The 16712-nt window shown below is 61.1% G+C and carries 16 protein-coding genes, 2 tRNA genes and 1 riboswitch; of the genes, 12 read left to right on the top strand and 6 right to left on the bottom strand.

The genetic code is table 11. From position 1 onward, the window contains the following. Positions 1 to 1939 (top strand): type I secretion C-terminal target domain-containing protein (locus tag AC4BBN_RS17060; RefSeq protein WP_490593193.1); only part of this gene is annotated, 1939 nt, incomplete at its 5' end. Between the two features lie 117 nt (positions 1940 to 2056). Here AC4BBN_RS17060 and AC4BBN_RS17065 read toward each other — a convergent pair. Both AC4BBN_RS17065 and AC4BBN_RS17070 read right to left on the bottom strand, forming a co-directional pair. After that, entirely contained in the window at positions 2057 to 3982 is a 1926-nt protein-coding gene (locus AC4BBN_RS17065; RefSeq protein ID WP_490593194.1) for a bifunctional diguanylate cyclase/phosphodiesterase, read from the bottom strand. Between the two features lie 34 nt (positions 3983 to 4016). Next, positions 4017 to 4658: a transglutaminase-like cysteine peptidase gene (locus tag AC4BBN_RS17070; protein ID WP_490593195.1), complete on the bottom strand. Its 642-nt coding sequence runs from the start codon at positions 4656 to 4658 to the stop codon at positions 4017 to 4019. Positions 4659 to 4984: 326 nt separating this feature from the next. On the opposite strand from AC4BBN_RS17070, the gene AC4BBN_RS17075 reads away from it, so the two are divergent. Next, positions 4985 to 6322, top strand: a complete 1338-nt coding sequence (locus AC4BBN_RS17075) for a TolC family outer membrane protein (RefSeq protein ID WP_490593196.1) — start codon at positions 4985 to 4987, stop codon at positions 6320 to 6322. Between the two features lie 42 nt (positions 6323 to 6364). Here the strand turns inward: AC4BBN_RS17075 and AC4BBN_RS17080 are convergent, their stop codons facing one another. Further along, entirely contained in the window at positions 6365 to 6871 is a 507-nt protein-coding gene (locus AC4BBN_RS17080; protein WP_490593197.1) for a hypothetical protein, read from the bottom strand. A gap of 233 nt (positions 6872 to 7104) precedes the next feature. Here AC4BBN_RS17080 and AC4BBN_RS17085 point away from each other — a divergent pair, with 233 nt between their 5' ends. Continuing rightward, positions 7105 to 8388 carry a purine-cytosine permease family protein gene (locus tag AC4BBN_RS17085; protein WP_490593198.1) on the top strand — a complete coding sequence of 428 codons (1284 nt, stop codon included), beginning with the start codon at positions 7105 to 7107 and terminating at the stop codon, positions 8386 to 8388. A gap of 58 nt (positions 8389 to 8446) precedes the next feature. Here the strand turns inward: AC4BBN_RS17085 and thiD are convergent, their stop codons facing one another. Then, entirely contained in the window at positions 8447 to 9289 is an 843-nt protein-coding gene (thiD, locus tag AC4BBN_RS17090) for a bifunctional hydroxymethylpyrimidine kinase/phosphomethylpyrimidine kinase (protein WP_490593199.1), read from the bottom strand. Positions 9290 to 9331: 42 nt separating this feature from the next. Continuing rightward, a riboswitch (TPP riboswitch) is annotated at positions 9332 to 9429 on the top strand. A 45-nt stretch (positions 9430 to 9474) separates the two neighbouring features. On the opposite strand from thiD, the gene AC4BBN_RS17095 reads away from it, so the two are divergent. The 7 genes from AC4BBN_RS17095 to AC4BBN_RS17125 all read left to right on the top strand — a co-directional run bounded on the left by AC4BBN_RS17095 (position 9475) and on the right by AC4BBN_RS17125 (position 13328). Next, positions 9475 to 10542, top strand: a complete 1068-nt coding sequence (locus AC4BBN_RS17095) for an FAD-dependent oxidoreductase (protein WP_490593200.1) — start codon at positions 9475 to 9477, stop codon at positions 10540 to 10542. Continuing rightward, entirely contained in the window at positions 10539 to 10736 is a 198-nt protein-coding gene (thiS, locus tag AC4BBN_RS17100; RefSeq protein WP_490593201.1) for a sulfur carrier protein ThiS, read from the top strand. The genes AC4BBN_RS17095 and thiS overlap by 4 nt, the downstream gene beginning before the upstream one ends. 4 nt (positions 10737 to 10740) lie before the next feature. Continuing rightward, positions 10741 to 11541, top strand: a complete 801-nt coding sequence (locus AC4BBN_RS17105; protein WP_490593202.1) for a thiazole synthase — start codon at positions 10741 to 10743, stop codon at positions 11539 to 11541. A 6-nt stretch (positions 11542 to 11547) separates the two neighbouring features. Beyond that, entirely contained in the window at positions 11548 to 12420 is an 873-nt protein-coding gene (thiE, locus tag AC4BBN_RS17110; RefSeq protein ID WP_490593203.1) for a thiamine phosphate synthase, read from the top strand. Between the two features lie 71 nt (positions 12421 to 12491). Then, positions 12492 to 12567, top strand: a tRNA-Asn gene (locus AC4BBN_RS17115). Positions 12568 to 12641: 74 nt separating this feature from the next. Then, positions 12642 to 12717: transfer RNA gene (locus AC4BBN_RS17120), tRNA-Asn, on the top strand. Between the two features lie 146 nt (positions 12718 to 12863). Then, a complete protein-coding gene (locus tag AC4BBN_RS17125; RefSeq protein ID WP_490593204.1) occupies positions 12864 to 13328 on the top strand; it encodes a DUF192 domain-containing protein in 465 nt (154 codons plus the stop codon). A 44-nt stretch (positions 13329 to 13372) separates the two neighbouring features. Here AC4BBN_RS17125 and AC4BBN_RS17130 read toward each other — a convergent pair whose 3' ends face one another. After that, positions 13373 to 13954, bottom strand: a complete 582-nt coding sequence (locus tag AC4BBN_RS17130; RefSeq protein WP_092755508.1) for a superoxide dismutase — start codon at positions 13952 to 13954, stop codon at positions 13373 to 13375. A gap of 43 nt (positions 13955 to 13997) precedes the next feature. Then, positions 13998 to 15314, bottom strand: coding sequence for an exodeoxyribonuclease VII large subunit (gene xseA, locus AC4BBN_RS17135; RefSeq protein WP_490593205.1), 1317 nt, complete (start codon positions 15312 to 15314; stop codon positions 13998 to 14000). Between the two features lie 339 nt (positions 15315 to 15653). Between xseA and AC4BBN_RS17140 the strand changes: the two genes are divergently transcribed. After that, positions 15654 to 16286 (top strand): MotA/TolQ/ExbB proton channel family protein, encoded by a 633-nt coding sequence (locus AC4BBN_RS17140; RefSeq protein ID WP_490593206.1) that lies wholly within the window; start codon positions 15654 to 15656, stop codon positions 16284 to 16286. Between the two features lie 6 nt (positions 16287 to 16292). Next, positions 16293 to 16709 carry an ExbD/TolR family protein gene (locus tag AC4BBN_RS17145; protein WP_490593207.1) on the top strand — a complete coding sequence of 139 codons (417 nt, stop codon included), beginning with the start codon at positions 16293 to 16295 and terminating at the stop codon, positions 16707 to 16709. Positions 16710 to 16712: the final 3 nt, after the last annotated feature.

Genomic DNA, 16712 nt, shown 5'->3' on the forward strand with positions numbered 1-16712 from the left:
CAACGGAGCGGCCTCCGCCGCCAACGATTTCGAGCAGGGCCCCAACGGCCACGCCTACAGCGTGACCGTGGTCGATGCCGCAGGCAACAGCTCTAGCGCCACCATCACCCTCAATGAGACGAATGTGGACGAGGCCTCCGTCCTTTCTGCGGACACCAAATCAACACCTGAAGATACGCAACTGCACATACTAGAAGCCGCTGGCGTCCTGGCAAATGACAGCGATGTGGACTCCAAGTTGACGGTGGTCAGCTTCTCAGTGAATGGAAGCAACTACGTAGCTGGTGACTCCGCCACCCTATCTGGCGTTGGCGTACTCACACTCAATTCCAATGGCAGCTATGACTTCACGCCGGAAGCCAACTACAGCGGCAATGTGCCCATAGTGACGTACACCACCAATACTGGCGCACATTCCACCCTTTCCATCAACGTCACACCTGTAGCCGACGCGCCGACATTGGCTGTGACAGAGCACATCTACGCACTGAGCGAGAACTTCGATAGCCACAACGGCAGCGCAGCAGCCTCTTACTCTGTGGGCTCGCTCAACAACGGTAACGGTGGCACAGGCGCCTGGCTTACTGACAATGCAGACGGCACCGTTGAAATCGGTCGGGCAAGCGATTACGGCGTAAGTCCGGGCAGCAACGCCGTATTGGAGATTGAAGCCTGGAATTCAGGTATTGCCGACAATCTGTACACCAACATCACGACCAAGGCTGGAGAGATGTACACCGTCAGCTTTGACGCTGCGCTCCGAAACATTTCTCAGGCGACTAACAGCGTGATGTACGTGTACTTCAACGGTCAATTGGTGGGTGAAGTCAACACCACATCCCATACGTTGAGCAACTACACGTTTAGCTTCATTGCCGATACATCCGGCACCAATAAGCTAGAGTTTGTTGCCGGTGACTCCAATAGCTACGGAGTTGTAATGGACAACATCAACGTGGCATTGAGCACCAACACAGGTGTTGCTGGGTACTTGGTCAATCTGCCAAGCATCTCTTCCGCACTGACGGACGCATCGGAAACTTTGACCATGTCCATCGGCAACATTCCGGTTGGCGCGGTGCTCACCGATGGCACGCCCTCTCACTCTTTCACCAGCACAGCTGGCGCGACGACCGCAGACGTCAGCAACTGGGATCTCAGCCATATCGCGTTGGTCCCGACCAGCGATGCCAGTGGCGCAGTCACGCTTACTGTGACGGCAACATCGACGGAATCCGATGGCAGCACTGCCTCCACCAGCCAAGACATTCACTTGAGCGTAACGGGCGACGCGAGTGGCTGGGTTGGCACCATATCGGCGGACACGCTCGTCAATAACTCTGCCACCGGCGCCACTCTGTGGGGACTGGATGGTGACGACACTCTGACGGGCAATTCCGGCAATGACACCCTGGTCGGCGGCGCAGGTCATGACACCTTGAATGGCGGAGCCGGAGACGACGTGCTATCGGGCGGAGCGGGCGACGACACGCTCAACGGCGGTAGCGGCGCCGATGTTCTGTCAGGCGGTGCAGGCAACGACACTCTCAGGGGCGGCGATGGTGCCGACGTCTTCGTCTGGCGGCTGGCCGATGCGGGCTCTGCGGGTCACCCGGCCATCGACACTATCAAAGACTTCAATACAGCGGCCAATACGGACGTACTGAATCTGCGTGACTTGCTGACCGGTGAGAACCAAGGCAATTTGAGCAACTACCTGCACTTCGAAGTATCAGACGGCAACACTATCGTGCATATCAGCTCCACCGGCGGCTTCTCGGCAGACGGGCATACAGTGGGCGGCAGCTACAACAGCTCGGCTGAAAACCAAGAAATTGTGCTGAACAATGTCAATTTATCCACTCTGTATGGAGGCACCAACTCGGATGCAAGCATCATCAGCAACCTATTGGCCAACCAAAAGTTGATCACCGACTGAGTGCCTGCTACGCCGCGCCAAGCCTTGGCGCGGCAAAAATATCCAGCCAGCCAGTCAGACTGTGGCCCAAGCCCCAAGCGCTGCATGCAGCTGGCCGACCCGCTGCAGCGCAGCCTTCTAGGCTACGCTGCGTACTGCAGGACCGGTAGCCCCGTCGAACCCCAACGTGCTCAGCACCTGCAACTCGGCGTCACTGGCTACACCTTCAGCCAACACTTGCAGCCCAATATTGTGGGCAATGCCAGTCAAGCCCTTCAGAAACACCGCATTTCCCGAATTGCGGTCTATCTCCCGAATAAAACTGGCGTCCACTTTCAGATAGTCCAGCCCCAAATCATGCAAGGAGCCGATCTGGCTGAAGTGGTAGCCAAAATGCTCCAGTCCGACCCGGCAATGCGCCGCCTTCAGCAGCCGGCACAAAGCCCGGAACGCAGCAAAATGCTTGTACGCGCTAGTCTCCGAAACCTCCACCCATAGGCGCGGCGCAACATCACGGTAGGGCTCCAGCAAAGTCGATATTTTTTGCAGAAATGCAGAGTCGCTCAGCGAATGCCCGGAGAGATTGATGGCAAGGCCCGGCAAACCAGGCTGTTCGCGCAAGGTGCGCAAACCCAAGCTCAGCGCCATCAAATCAATGGCCGGCGTAAGCCGCAGACGCTCGGCTACCGGGAAAAACCGCGCTGCAGGCAGCCAATCCTCGTCCAGACCCAGCTTCAAGCGCATGGGGCATTCCTGGTGCAATAACTGCCCCGACAAAGCCACCACCGGGAAGGCCGCCAACGCGACCCATTGCTTATCAAGCGCACCGAGTATCAGCTTGGACCACTGCTCGGATGTTTGCGGTCGCAGCTCGCCCCCTTGCGGCTCTTGCAAAGCCTCCTGCACCACATTGCCATTGGCCGCCTGCGCGCTGGCCAAGGCTGCATCCACCCGGGTCAGCAGTGCGCTCAGCTCCATACCTGGCACAAAGTGTCCCACCCCGATAGCCGCAACCGGGCCGTCTTGTAAAAAAGGCCCGGCCTTCTCGACAAGCTCCTGCATCAAGGCCTCGGCACCCACTCGCCCGAGTTCTTCTCCCGGCAATAGCAGCGCGAAATCTGCCCCATTGAGCCGCGCGGCCAGCCCCTGGCCGCGGCGCAGCACCTGTTGCTGTATGCATTCGGCCATGCGACACAGATAGTCGTCCGTCACCGCGCGGCCAAGACGCCGGTTCACCTCTGCCAGATCGGCCAGGCGAACCAGAAGCAAGCTGCCCGCAACCGCGTCATCGGCCACCAGCGATTGCTGCAAACGTGCAAGAAAGTGGCTGCGGTTGAATAGCCCGGTCAAGGGATCACAATGGGCCTCACGCCGCATGAGCTCCAGGCGGGCGGCCTCTTCGTCGAACATGTGTTTGAGGCGCCCCACGGTGGTGTTCATGGCCACAGCCAACTGCCGCAATTCAGGCACCTTGGGCTCTTCAATCACCACGAAGCGCCTTTGGCTGATGGCGTTGGCCTGCTGAACAACGGCATTCAAAGGGCTGCGCAAACGCTGCAAGATGAGCGCGCCCAGCAAGCCCCCTACCAAGCCCGCCAATATCAACGCCGCGACCATTTCGTAGGCACTTTTCCACAACGCGCCGTAAGCAAAACGGCTATGGCTTGCCAAGGTCACCACGCCCACCTGCTTCCAGCCATTGCTGATCTGCGCCCGCCCGGCTTGCGCACGGATGGGCAAAAGGCGCACAAACCATGCAGGCGCATCCACATCGCCGGCGGGTGCAACCCTTTCGGTCAACAAACCACCTTGCGGATTGCTCACCCGTATCCACTCGTAGTGCCCACCATCAAAAAGCGAGGCCACAGTTAGCTCCACCATGGTGGCATCCTGGTTGTTCAAGCTCAGCGACAAAGCCAGAGCGGTGGCGTTGTCCGTGTTTTTAATGCTGAGCTGCGACTCCAGATAGCTGCGCGCGCTGACCAGCGAGGCGAGCAAGCCTCCCCCCAAAGCCAGCAGCATGCTGGTCACAATGGCAAGCCAAAGCTGGCGGTACAGGGACATGGCGAAATTTTCCTAACGTAAAAAAATGGCGGCGCTATTCAAAGCCCTCGGCTCGGGCCCGCTTGAGCAAGTCTTCCCAACGTGACAGGCGGCCTATGCCACCAATCTTCTCTTCCGACTTGCCCGCCGCTCCCGAAAAAATACCGTCGCTATTGAAACTGAATACCGGCACCAGATCGGGCCGCCGCGAAGCCGGTCGGATGTCTGTGATCAGGTTATCCAGCACCAAAGGGTCCGCATCGGGCTGGGCGTAGTAGGCCAGAACCATATGGGCAATCGACGGTACGGCATCCGTCGAGCCGGTACGCACCCGGACGTACACCAGTCGCAGCCGGTCCGGCGCGACGCCCAACAGCTTCAGTGTGAAATATTTGGCAATGACAAAGTCTTCGCAATCGCCCCGGCCATTGCCCAATGTTTCCAGCAGAGTTGCCCAGTAGTCTGGTTGACCCCACGCCGTGGGGTCATCGGTAAAAACGATTTGCCGGTTGAAGAATTCGTTCGCGCGTTTAAGGCGGTCCAGCTCAGTGCCACCACCCGCCGATGGCAAAAAGTTGCGCCAGTTCTGGTATCTCTGCACACCGCCGCCGCCCCAACGCTGGGCGACCAGCTCCGCCATGCGGTCAAAATCAGGGGCGGCTGCAATCCAGCTGGCCAATGCCCCCAACAGCAACATGCACACGAACCTCAACCTCAACCTACACCAAGTTTTTGCAGCACCAACCCGGCATCTGGAGAGTTCAGCAAGCAAAAAGTGAGCACTCCATCACGGAAAAATATATTCTGTATGCCTTGAGATGTAAAAAAGTGCACCCAAACCGTGGCGAATATGCGTCAACTTATACTCGGGCACCCGCAAGGTATCGCTACGTACACCGGCCCAAAGCCATGGGTTGGGACTCCAGCACGCAACCCCCTCATCTACCTACCTCAATGATTCTAAAGCCCCTTCTTTTTGCCATTGCAAGTATCGGTTTCGCCTCTTTTCAGGTTTGCGCGCAGGTGCCTAGCAACCTGAAGGACGCGGTTGAAAAAGCCGTTCTGCAAAATCCGGAAACCAAGTTTCGCTACCAAAACCTGTCGGCAGCGCGTAGTGAGCAAGATGCAGCCAAAGGGGCCTTCCTTCCCCGGGTGGATTTGATAGACGCCGCAGTGGGTCGCTACCGCGCTGCCAGCCCCAGCTTGGGGGACCGCGCCTACAACGGAGCCAGCGCGACTCTGCAGCTGCGTCAAACCCTGTTTGATGGCAAGGCCACTGCCAGCGAAGTGCGCCGCTTAGGGCACAACCGACTGGTGTCCTACTATGAGTTGCTAGACAGCAGCGACCAGATTGCGCTGGAAGCCATCCGCACCTATCTGGACGTGCAACGCTACCGCGACACGCTGGCCCTGGCGCGCGATAACTACGCGGCCCATGTCAGCGTGCACCAGAAAATCAGTGAACGTGTACGCACCGGCGTAGGCCGTCGCGTGGACCTGGAGCAAGCTGCCGGCCGGCTGGCGCTCGCCGAATCCAACTGGTTGACGGAAGCCAGCAACCTGCATGACGTAACCGTGCGCTACCAACGCCTCACGGGCGAGGTACCAGCCGCAACGATGGCTGCCTTTCCGGTACTAGACAGCTACATTCCTGCGCGTTCGCAGTTCCTCGAAGCGGCCATTGCCCACAATCCGCAGTTTCTGGGCGCGGTGTCCACCATCCGCGCCTACCAGGCCGACCTGGAAGGACGGCGCGCAGCCAATTGGCCCACGCTGGAGTTCCGCGCACGGCAAAGCACGGAGCGCAACCAGGACGGGGTACCCGGCCACTACCGCAATGGTGCGCTGGAGCTGGTTCTGAACTACAACCTGTACCACGGTGGCAGCGACAGCGCCCGTATCAGCCAATATGCCGCCAAGCTCAACGCTGCCTATGACCTGCGCGACAAAGCCTGCCGCGACCTGAGCCAGACCGCACAAATTGCCTTCAACGACATCCAGCGCCAGGGCCAGCAAATAGCGCTGCTATCGCAGCATGAGCTATCCACTGCCAAGGCACACGAAGCCTACCGCCAACAGTTCGATATTGGCCAACGCTCGCTGCTGGATCTGCTGGATACCGAAAACGAACTATTCCAGGCCCGCCGCTCATTGGCGAATGCCGGCTTTGACCTGCAACTGGCCAAGGCCCGCGTACTGGCGGCATCCGGCAATTTGCTGAGCGCCTTGCAACTGCGCCCGCTGGAAACAGAAATGCCACCTGCACCGGGTGGCAACACTGAAAACGACGCACTACTGCAGTGCAATCTGGCCATGCCCGAAGCCATTGAGCTGGACAAAACCGGACTCCCTTCGCTGTAACAGACAGACTGCAGCCCTCCACGGGCTGCAGCTGCGCAGCGTTTAAAACTCTTTGACGATCGAGTAGGTCAGGCCCGCAGTGCCCAGCATGTCGACCTGGGCATGCCAACCGGAATCAAACTTCCAGCCTACTGCCGGCACGATGGCGGGCGAGAAGCCATTGTGATTCAGGGGCACCTTGTTCTCATAGGGTGGCTTGTAGCCATACAAGATGCCCGCCGACCATTTCAGGTACACCTTGGGATAACTGTCAAACACGCCGTAATAACTCTTGCCCAGGTAGACGTAGCCGCTGTCCTGGCCAAAAGAGTTGGTGAACAGCGCCAGTCCGTAAAAGCTGTTGTCGGCGGTGGACTCACGCTCCAGGCCCAGCAAATGCACCGGGCGGTGCTCCGGGTTGTAGCTGTAGTGGGTGGTGTGCGGGCTGAACTCGATACGCCAACGGTGGGGCTGGTCTGCACTGTCGGTGGCGGTCTGGGCCATCGCACTGCCGGTCAGGCCGAGCAATGCGCAGAAAACAAACTGCCAGGGGCGGATGAAAGCGTCCATAGTATTCAGGGATGTGGGGTAAGAATGCTCGAGCCGGCGCACCGCGCACCGGCCCAAAAACAGCCGCAGATTGTATCGCTACAAAATTAATAGCACATTAAGCAGCTAACACCTGCGCCAAACGCCCCATGCACCACAAGGTGGCGCCACGATAAAATCCTGCGTCCCTGCGCCAGCACTGGCCCGCGAGCTACAGGCCCCACAGACCAGCATCATTTGTATGGAGCGAACACATGGCTCAGCCATCCTTTTTCAATAACGAGGCCTTAACGCCGATACCGCAGGCGCAGCGCGTCTTCGGCTGGTCGGCCCATGCCGCACTCTGGTTCAGCCTGGGGGTTGGCCTGCTGGTGATGCAGATCGGCGCCTATCTGGTACCCGCCGTCGGCACGCGCGATGCCGTGCTGGCAATTGTGCTGGGCTCCCTCGTCGGCTCCGGCCTGCTGGCCTGGACGGCGCGCATTGGCTGCGACAGCGGCCTGTCCAGCGCAGGCCTGATGCACGCCACCTATGGCAGCGGCTTTGCACGCCTGCCGGTAGTTCTGAACATTGTGCAACTGCTGGGCTGGACCGCGTTTGAACTGGTGGTGATGCGCGACGGTACCTTGGCCATTGCCAAGGAGCATTTCGGATGGATGCCGCAAGGCAACCAAGGCACCCTGCTGGTCACCCTGCTGTGGGGCGCACTGCTGACCGCGCTGATGGCAGGTTCCATGTTGACCCTGGTGCGCAAATTCATCAGCCGCTACGGCCTGCCGCTGGTGGTGCTGTCGCTGCTGTGGCTGAGCTGGCAGTTCGGCCGCAAACTGATGGAGTCTGACCTGCACGCCTTCTGGACCCGGCCAGGCGACGGCAGCATGGGCCTGCTGTCGGCCATGGACCTTGTGATAGCCATGCCCGTGTCCTGGCTGCCACTGGTGGCCGACTATGCGCGCCATGGCCGCCAAGGCCGCAGCGCAATGAGCGGCACCTGGCTGGGCTATGCGCTGGCGAATATCTGGTGCTACGCGCTAGGTGTGATGGTGGTCACCGTGGCCGGCCCCGATACCGACCTGGTCACCGCGCTGCTGCTGGCCCAGGGTGGGCTGCTAGCCCTGGGCCTGGTCCTGGTGGACGAAATCGACAACGCCTATGGCGACGTGTACTCAGGCTCGGTCTCGGCCCACAGCCTGGCACCGTGGTGGAGCGTACGGCGTTGGGGCCTGCTGCTGGCCGTGGCCTGCACCGGCCTGGCACTGGTGCTGCCCATGCACAGTCTGGAGCCATTTTTGACCTTGCTGAGCTCGGTTTTTGTGCCACTGTACGGCGTGATTTTGGGCCGCTTGTCGCAAGGCACGACCACCGCGTCGCAACGCCTGGTGGAGCCCAGCGCAGCCCTGTTGTGGATAGCCGGCATTGCGGTCTACCACCTGCTAACCAACTGCGCACCACAGTTCGGCGCCGCCCTACCCACGCTGGCCCTGGTGTTCTTCGTGGCCTGGTTGACGCGGCCTTTACGCATTACCTACGCGCTATAGAAAAGAGAGCTGCTTGCGCAGGTAAAACCTGCGCTACAGCCCTATTTCTTATAAATTCTCACGCAGCCAGCACCTGCATGGGCAGGGGAGCGAAGCCGTGGTTCAAAGGCCCATGGCCCTGCCCTGTGTGCACATGGGCGCCGGCTTGTATCGCGCCACGGATATAAGCCCGGGCCTGGCCCACAGCCTCCGTCAACGCCAAACCCTGGGCTAGATACACCGCGATCGCAGACGACAGCGTGCAACCCGTGCCGTGGCCGTTGTGCGTAGCAATGCGGGCCGAGTGCCAGGGCTGGCGGCTGCCGTCGCGCTGGCCAAGCAAGTCCACCACGGTATCGCCCGGCAGGTGACCACCCTTGAGCAGCACAGCGGGCGCACCCAGCGCCAGCAAATCCGCCACGGCCGGCTCCAGCGTCTGCACCGTATCCACACTGCGGCCCAACAGCAGGGCCGCTTCGTCCAGGTTCGGCGTGACCACGGTGGCGCGGGGAAACAGCTGGTCCACCAGCACCTGCACGGTCTCAACCGCCATCAAGCGGTCACCGCTGGTAGCCACCATCACCGGGTCCAGCACCACGCGTTGCAGCTGGTACTGGTCTATGGCCCAGGCCACCACCTCCACCATCTCGGGTGAATGCAGCATGCCGATCTTCACCGCGTCAGCACCGATATCGTCCAGCACCGCCTGCAACTGGGCCTTCAAGAAGGATGCCGGCACCGGGTGGATGGCGGTCACACCCCGGGTGTTCTGTGCGGTCAACGCGGCCAGCGCCGTCATCCCGTAGCAGCCCAGCGCCGCAAAGGTTTTCAAATCGGCCTGGATGCCCGCGCCACCGCCGCTGTCAGAGCCGGCAATGGACAACAGGCGCAGATAGCGGGGAGAAGAGTCAGAAATAGTCATGCCGAAATTATCGGGCCAGCGATGTGATGTAATCCGGGCTTGCGGATGAAACAGGGGTGTCTGGTACGCGATCCAGACTGAGAAAAACCCTCATACCCGATCCAGATCATGCTGGCGTGGGAAGTTTCTATCAACGACAGCGCCTCGTTTCGTCCCATGTTGAGTTTTTGCAATCGGACGACACCTTGGCCACCCCACTCTCCACCACCATTCTTGGCGCAGGCCTGATGGGCCGCTTGCTGGCCCTGGCGCTGGCACGCGCGGGCCACGCTGTGCAGGTCTTTGAGGCCGGCGGACCCGAGGCAGAGGGCGCTGCCGCCCGTGTGGCCGCTGCCATGCTCGCGCCGCTGGCCGAATCGGCCATCACCGAAACCAGCGTGGTGCAAATGGGCCAGCATGGGCTCACGCGCTGGCCGGAACTGATGGCCGAACTGGACACGCCGGTGTTCTTCCAGCGCAACGGCACGTTGATACTCTGGCACCGACAAGATGCCTCCGAGGCCAGCCGCTTTGGCCAGCAACTCGCCGCCACCTGTCAGCAGCTACCCAGCCTGCCCGCACCGCAACAGCTGGATGCCGCAGCCATCGCCACGCTGGAGCCCACCATCGGCAACCGCTTCAGCCAGGGCCTACTGCTGCCCGGTGAAGGCCAACTGGACAACCGAGGCTTACTCAATGCCTTGCTACTGCAATTGCAACAGGCGGGTGTCACCATGCACTGGCACTGCCCGCGCCAGCCAGAAGATGTCCACAGCGACTGGGTGTTTGACTGCCGTGGCCTGGGTGCAAGCGAACAATGGCCGGCCCTGCGCGCGGTGCGCGGCGAAGTGCTACGCTTGCACGCACCGGGCGTAGAGCTGCAGCGCCCGGTGCGCCTGGTACACCCGCGCTATCCGCTGTACATCGCCCCCAAACCCGGCAACGTATTTGTCGTGGGAGCCACCGAGATCGAATCCGACGATATGTCGCCCATGAGCGTGCGCTCCAGCCTGGAGCTACTGAGCGCAGCCTACAGCGTGCACAGCGGATTTGGCGAGGCGCGCATCGTGGAAAGCGCCACCCAGTGCCGCCCCACCCTGCCCAACAACCTGCCCGCGATCCGGCGCATCAAGCCGCGCACGCTGCAAATCAACGGCCTGTACCGCCACGGCTTCCTGATCGCACCCGCCATGCTGGACGTGGTGCTGGAGCTGGTGCAGCACGGCACGTCCGCGCTGGCAGCGCAATTCGACCTGGCGATAGAAGAAGCATGAACGTCACCATCAATAACATCCCCCAGACTTTGCCCGCAGGCACCACGCTGGCCGACGCGCTGGCGCAGATGCAGGCGCAGCCGCCGTTTGCCGCCGCCGTCAACAAGGCCTTTGTGCCGCGCGCGCAGCACCCGCACACGGTGCTGGCCGAGGCCGACAGCATAGAAATCATCCACCCCGTCACCGGAGGCTGACACCATGTCCCACGACCCTCTCATCCTGTACGGCGAAAGCTTCGCCAGCCGCCTGCTGCTGGGCACCTCCCGCTACCCCTCGCCCAGCACCATGGCCGACGCCATCACCCGCGCCCGCCCGGCCATGCTGACCGCCTCGCTGCGCCGCCAGAACCTGGGCGGACAGGACAAAAGCCCCAATGGCTTCTGGGAACTACTACGGCAAACCGGGGTGCCGGTGCTGCCCAACACCGCCGGCTGCCACGGCCTGCAAGAAGCCATCACCACCTCCCACATGGCACGCGAGGTGTTCGACACACCCTGGATCAAGCTGGAACTGATAGGCGACGACTACACCCTGCAACCCGACACCTTGAACCTGGTGGAGGCCGCCAGCCGCCTCATCAAGGACGGCTTCAAGGTACTGCCCTATTGCACCGAGGACCTTGTGCTGTGCCAACGCCTGGTAGACGTGGGCTGCCAGGCCGTCATGCCCTGGGCCGCGCCCATAGGCACGGGCAAGGGCCCGATCAACCCCTACGCCATGCAGGTGCTGCGCGAACGCCTGAGCGTGCCGCTGCTGGTCGATGCCGGCCTGGGTCGCCCTTCGCATGCCTGTCAGGTCATGGAATGGGGCTATGACGGCGTGCTGCTGAACACCGCCGTGGCCCTGGCCCAAGACCCCGTCACCATGGCCGGGGCATTTGCCGATGCGGTGGCCGCTGGGCGCAGCGCATTCCTGGCCGGCGCCATGCTGGAACAGCAAGCCGCCCAACCCAGCACGCCGGTGCTGGGCACGCCGTTCTGGCACCACGCACAGGAATAAGTCCATATGCACTCTGCCCTCACCCAAAGCATCCTGGACCACCATAGCGCCATGGCGCTGCCCACCAGCGACGCGGTATTTGACGCCAGCCTGAGTGCAGCTCTGCAACTAGGCTTCATCCCGACTGACGCCCATTGCATCGCCCAGGCCTGGCAAGCCCAGGCTGCGCGCGCCGGCAACACCAGCGACTGGCCCACCGCACCAGAAGACTTCGGCCTGGCTCCCTGGCCACGCGAACAGACTTTTGCGCCATGCCCGCGCCAGCTGGGCCTGTACGCAGTCCTGCCCGACGCCGCCTGGGTCGGCCGCATGGCCAGTGCCGGCGTACCCACGGTGCAGCTGCGCTTCAAGTCCGAAGACGCCGACGCCATTCGGCGCGAAGTCCAGGCCGCAGTAGTTGCCGTGCAAGGCACACCCGCCCTGCTGTTCATCAACGACCACTGGCAGCAGGCCATCCAGGCCGGCGCCTACGGGGTCCACCTGGGCCAGGAAGACCTGGACCTGCTGAGCGCCGACGATTTGCATGCCATTCGCAGCGCCGGCCTGCGCCTGGGCATCAGCACCCATGGCTATGCCGAAATGCTGCGCGCAGACCGCGTCAGCCCCAGCTACATCGCACTGGGTGCAGTGTTCCCCACCACGCTGAAAAAAATGGCCACTGCGCCCCAAGGCACGGCCCGCCTGGCCGCCTATGCCTCGCTGCTGCGCGACTATCCACTGGTAGCCATTGGCGGCATAGACAGTGAACGCTTGCCCGCCGTGCTGGCCAGCGGAGTCGGCTCGATAGCCGTGGTGCGCGCAATTACCGCCGCCCCCAACCCGGAGAGTGCAGCAGCATCTTTACGCCAGGCCATACACGGCCCGCTGGGCCTGGAGTGAACTTTTTGCGTTAAAAAGCTGCTCGCTTGCAAAATCCAAAAAACTGACGCTATAATTTAAGTCTGTCATATTCCTCAATAGCTCAGTTGGTAGAGCGCCGGACTGTTAATCCGTAGGTCCCTGGTTCGAGCCCAGGTTGAGGAGCCAGAATTTTGCAAAAGGGCTTACGCCAATCCGTAAGCCCTTTTTATTTCAGCCACCAAGGCTGATACACCCGATATTCCTCAATAGCTCAGTTGGTAGAGCGCCGGACTGTTAATCCGTAGGTCCCTGGTTCGAGCCCAGGTTGAGGAGCCAGCTAAAAGCCCCGCACGCAAGTTCGGGGCTTTTTTGCTTTGGCGCCGACGTATGTAAACCATGCGCTGTGCTGACTGCTGCGATACACAGGCATGCCAGAATGCCAGAGCTGACAGCTCCCGATCCCATTACCCCCTGTGCCACCGATGAAAAATCTTACCTCTACCCTCTGGCTATCCCTGGCCCTGGCCTGTGCCTCGCTGGGCACGGCATCCGCGCAAGATGCGCCGCAAACTGATCTGCCCCGCGTCAACTTGACCGCAGGCATCTACCAGATCGATACCCAGCTGGCACTAACCCCGCAGCAGCGCGAGATCGGTCTGATGTTTCGCAAGGAAATGCCACAGCAGGAAGGCATGCTGTTTGTGTTCGAGCAGCCCGCCACGCAGTGCTTCTGGATGAAGAACACCATCCTGCCACTGACTGCCGCCTTCATCGACGACCACGGCACCATCGTAAATCTGGCTGACATGAAGCCGCAAACCACTGACTCCCACTGCTCCGAAAAACCGGTGCGTTATGTGCTGGAAATGAATGTGGGCTGGTTCGCCAAAAAAGGCATCAAGGCCGGCAGCAAACTCAGCGGCAAGCCCTTCGAGTTGGCCAAATAAAAAAAGCCCGTCAACGACGGGCTTTTTCTTGAGCTCTAGAAAGCTCAGGCGAAATTCTTTTCCGCGAATTCCCAGTTCACCAGCTTGTCGAGGAAGGTTTCGACAAACTTGGGACGCATATTGCGGTAGTCGATGTAATAGGCGTGTTCCCACACGTCCACAGTCAGCAGCGCTTTGTCGGCGGTGGTCAAGGGGGTGCCAGCTGCACCGGTGTTGACGATGTCTACCGAGCCGTCAGGCTTCTTCACCAGCCAGGTCCAGCCGGAGCCAAAGTTGCCCACGGCGGACTTGACGAAGGCTTCCTTGAAGGCTGCGTAGGAGCCAAACTTGGCGTTGATGGCCGTGGCCAGCGCGCCGCTGGGTTCGCCGCCGCCTTGGGGCTTCATGCAATTCCAGAAGAAGGTGTGGTTCCAGATTTGAGCGGAGTTGTTGTAGATGCCGCCGCTGGACTTCTTGATGATTTCCTCCAGGGTCAGCGACTCAAACTCGGTGCCCTTTTGCAGGTTGTTCAGGTTGACCACGTAGGCGTTGTGGTGCTTGCCGTGGTGGAACTCCAGGGTTTCCTGGGAGTAAGCAGGCGCCAGAGCGTCAATCGCGTAGGGCAATGGTGGCAGGGTATGTTCCATGTTTTTCCTCGTGGGTTGGTGGTTAACAGAATGATTGTAGAAACTAATTTGCGTGCGCCTGTAGGACTTGGAGAGCAACCTCACCATCGGCCAGGGTTGCCAGCAGGGGCTCGCCGGCTATAGCCTGCACCGTACTGGTGATGGGCATCCCTTGAGGCGTTCGCAACAAGGCGTAACCGCGCTGCAACACCAATAAAGGGTCCAGCAAAGCCAGACTGCGGTCGGCACGATCCAAGCGCTCGCCGCGCTGCCGCAGGACGCTCTGCACACTGGCCGGGAAATCTATCTTTTGCGCCAGCAAATGGGTCTTTTCTTGCTGCAATTTGGATAGTGCGGCATAGCGCAGCCGCTGTGCCTGCTGGCCCAGCTTCCATTGCTGGCGCGCCACCAGGCCCGAAGGCCGGCCCAAGCGCTGGGCCGCGCTGTCCAGCCGCTGGCCCTGGGCATCCAATTGGCGCAGTGCGGCATCCTGCAGACGCTGGCCCGCCAAAGCCAAAGCCCCCAGCCAGACATCGCGCGGCTGGGCCACCAGCTCGGCGGCTGCCGTGGGCGTGGGCGCGCGCAGGTCGGCGACAAAGTCCGCAATGGTGAAGTCGGTTTCATGGCCTACGCCACTGACCACCGGCACCGGGCTCTGGCAAATGGTGCGCGCCAGTTGCTCGTCGTTGAAGGCCCACAGGTCTTCCAGCGAGCCGCCGCCGCGCACCAGCAGGATGGCATCTATATGTACCGAATCGGCCTCTGGCGCAGATTCCGCCTGCGCAAAGCGATACAAAGTTGATAGCGCCTTGACCAGTTCACCTGGTGCCGCCGCACCCTGCACCAAAGCCGGCACCAGCACCACAGGGATATGCGGCACCCGCCGCTGCAAGGCCGCCACCACATCGTGTAAGGCAGCAGCCCCCAAGGAGGTCACCACACCAATGCCGCGTGGCAACGGTGGCAAGGGGCGTTTGCGTGCAGGGTCAAACAGGCCTTCGGACTCCAGCTGGGCCTTGAGCCGTAGAAACTGCTCAAACAAGGCGCCCTGCCCTGCGCGGCCCATGCTCTCCACGATCAGCTGCAAATCACCACGCGGCTCATACACACCCAGGCGGCCGCGTACTTCCACCAGCTCACCATCGCGTGGCGCAAAGTCCAGCAGGCTGGCCGCGCGCCGGAACATGGCACAGCGGATCTGGCCTTGGCCGTCCTTGAGGTTGAAGTAGCAATGCCCACTGGATGCGCGCGAAAAGCCCGAAATCTCGCCGCGCACCGCGACAGGGTTGAAGCGCGCCTCCAGCGCATCAGCAATGGCGCGGCATAACGCACCAACCGGCCAGATACGCGGCGCCAATGCTGGGTTTGGGGCGTCCACCATCAGTCCTGGCGCGCCGCAGCGCGAGGTTGGCCGGGCAAGTGCTCCACAGGCACGGCACGGATGGCACAAATCCGTCGAATTTCGAAAAAACCCGCGGGAAACGCTGAATTTGTGTGGTAAGTGATTGATTTCACTGGATTTTTTTCTGCCTAAATTTTCATCGAAGTGTCACGAGCCCGCATGGATGCTGGATTTCAGCACTTTGGATATAAGTTCTTCACAAAGTTATCCACAGGAAATGTGGGTGGCTTGGGGGTTTCAAGAGATACGGAACAAAACGCGGATGTCGCAAGCGGCTAAGCCATAATCGCAAAGAATCTATCAGCGCGGAGAGCCATATTGTTTTCGATCATACAAGCCGCAGGCTGGCCCATCTGGCCCCTCGTAGCCTGCTCCATCCTGGCGCTGGCCCTGGTTATTGAACGCTTTCTGAGCCTCAAGACCGCCAAAATTGCCCCCCCGAAACTGCTTGACGAGGTACTGGCCGTGTCCCAGGTCACTCTGCCTGCGCCGGGCGTGGTGAACCAGCTGGCGCAAAACTCGCTGCTGGGCGAAGTGCTGGCCAGCGGCATTCGCGTGCTGCACACGCACCCGCGCTGCAGCGACGAAGACATCCGCACCGCCATGGAAAGCACCGGCCGCTCGGTCGCCCACAAGCTGGAGAAATACCTCAGCGCCCTGGCCACCATTGCCTCCGCAGCACCATTGCTGGGTCTGCTGGGAACCGTGATCGGCATGATCGACATCTTTGGCTCGCAAACCGGCGGTGGCAGCTCGGGCGGCAACCCAGCCCAGCTGGCACACGGCATCTCGGTAGCGCTGTACAACACCGCTTTCGGGCTGATGGTGGCGATCCCCTCGCTGATCTTCTGGCGCTACTTCCGTGCCCGTGTGGACGAATACCTGTTGGCGCTGGAGCTGGCCGCAGACCAGTTCGCCCGCCACTTGAGCTCGGTACGCAAGCGGGGCTGACAGGCTATGAACTTTCGCCACCGCCACCGGGAAGAGCCCGAAATCAACCTGATCCCGTTCATCGACGTTCTGTTGGTGGTGCTGATCTTCTTGATGCTGTCCACCACCTACAGCAAGTTCACCGAGCTGCAGGTCAAACTGCCGGTAGCCAATGCCGATGCACAGCGCGACTACCCCAAGGAAATCATCGTCGCCGTCAGCAGCGACGGGCGCTACGCGGTGAACAAAAGCGCGGTAGAAGGCCGCAGCATCGACGTGGTCTCGCAAGCCCTGGCCAACGCTGCCCAAGGCGGCAAAGACATGGTGGTCATCATCAGCGCCGATGCCAGCGCCACCCACCAGTCAGTCATCACCGTGATGGAGGCCGCGCGCCGCGCAGGCCTGAACCAGATCACGTTTGCCACCCAATCCACCCCCAAGTAAGCC

It is taken from the genome of Rhodoferax sp. SPJ21, assembly GCF_058216335.1.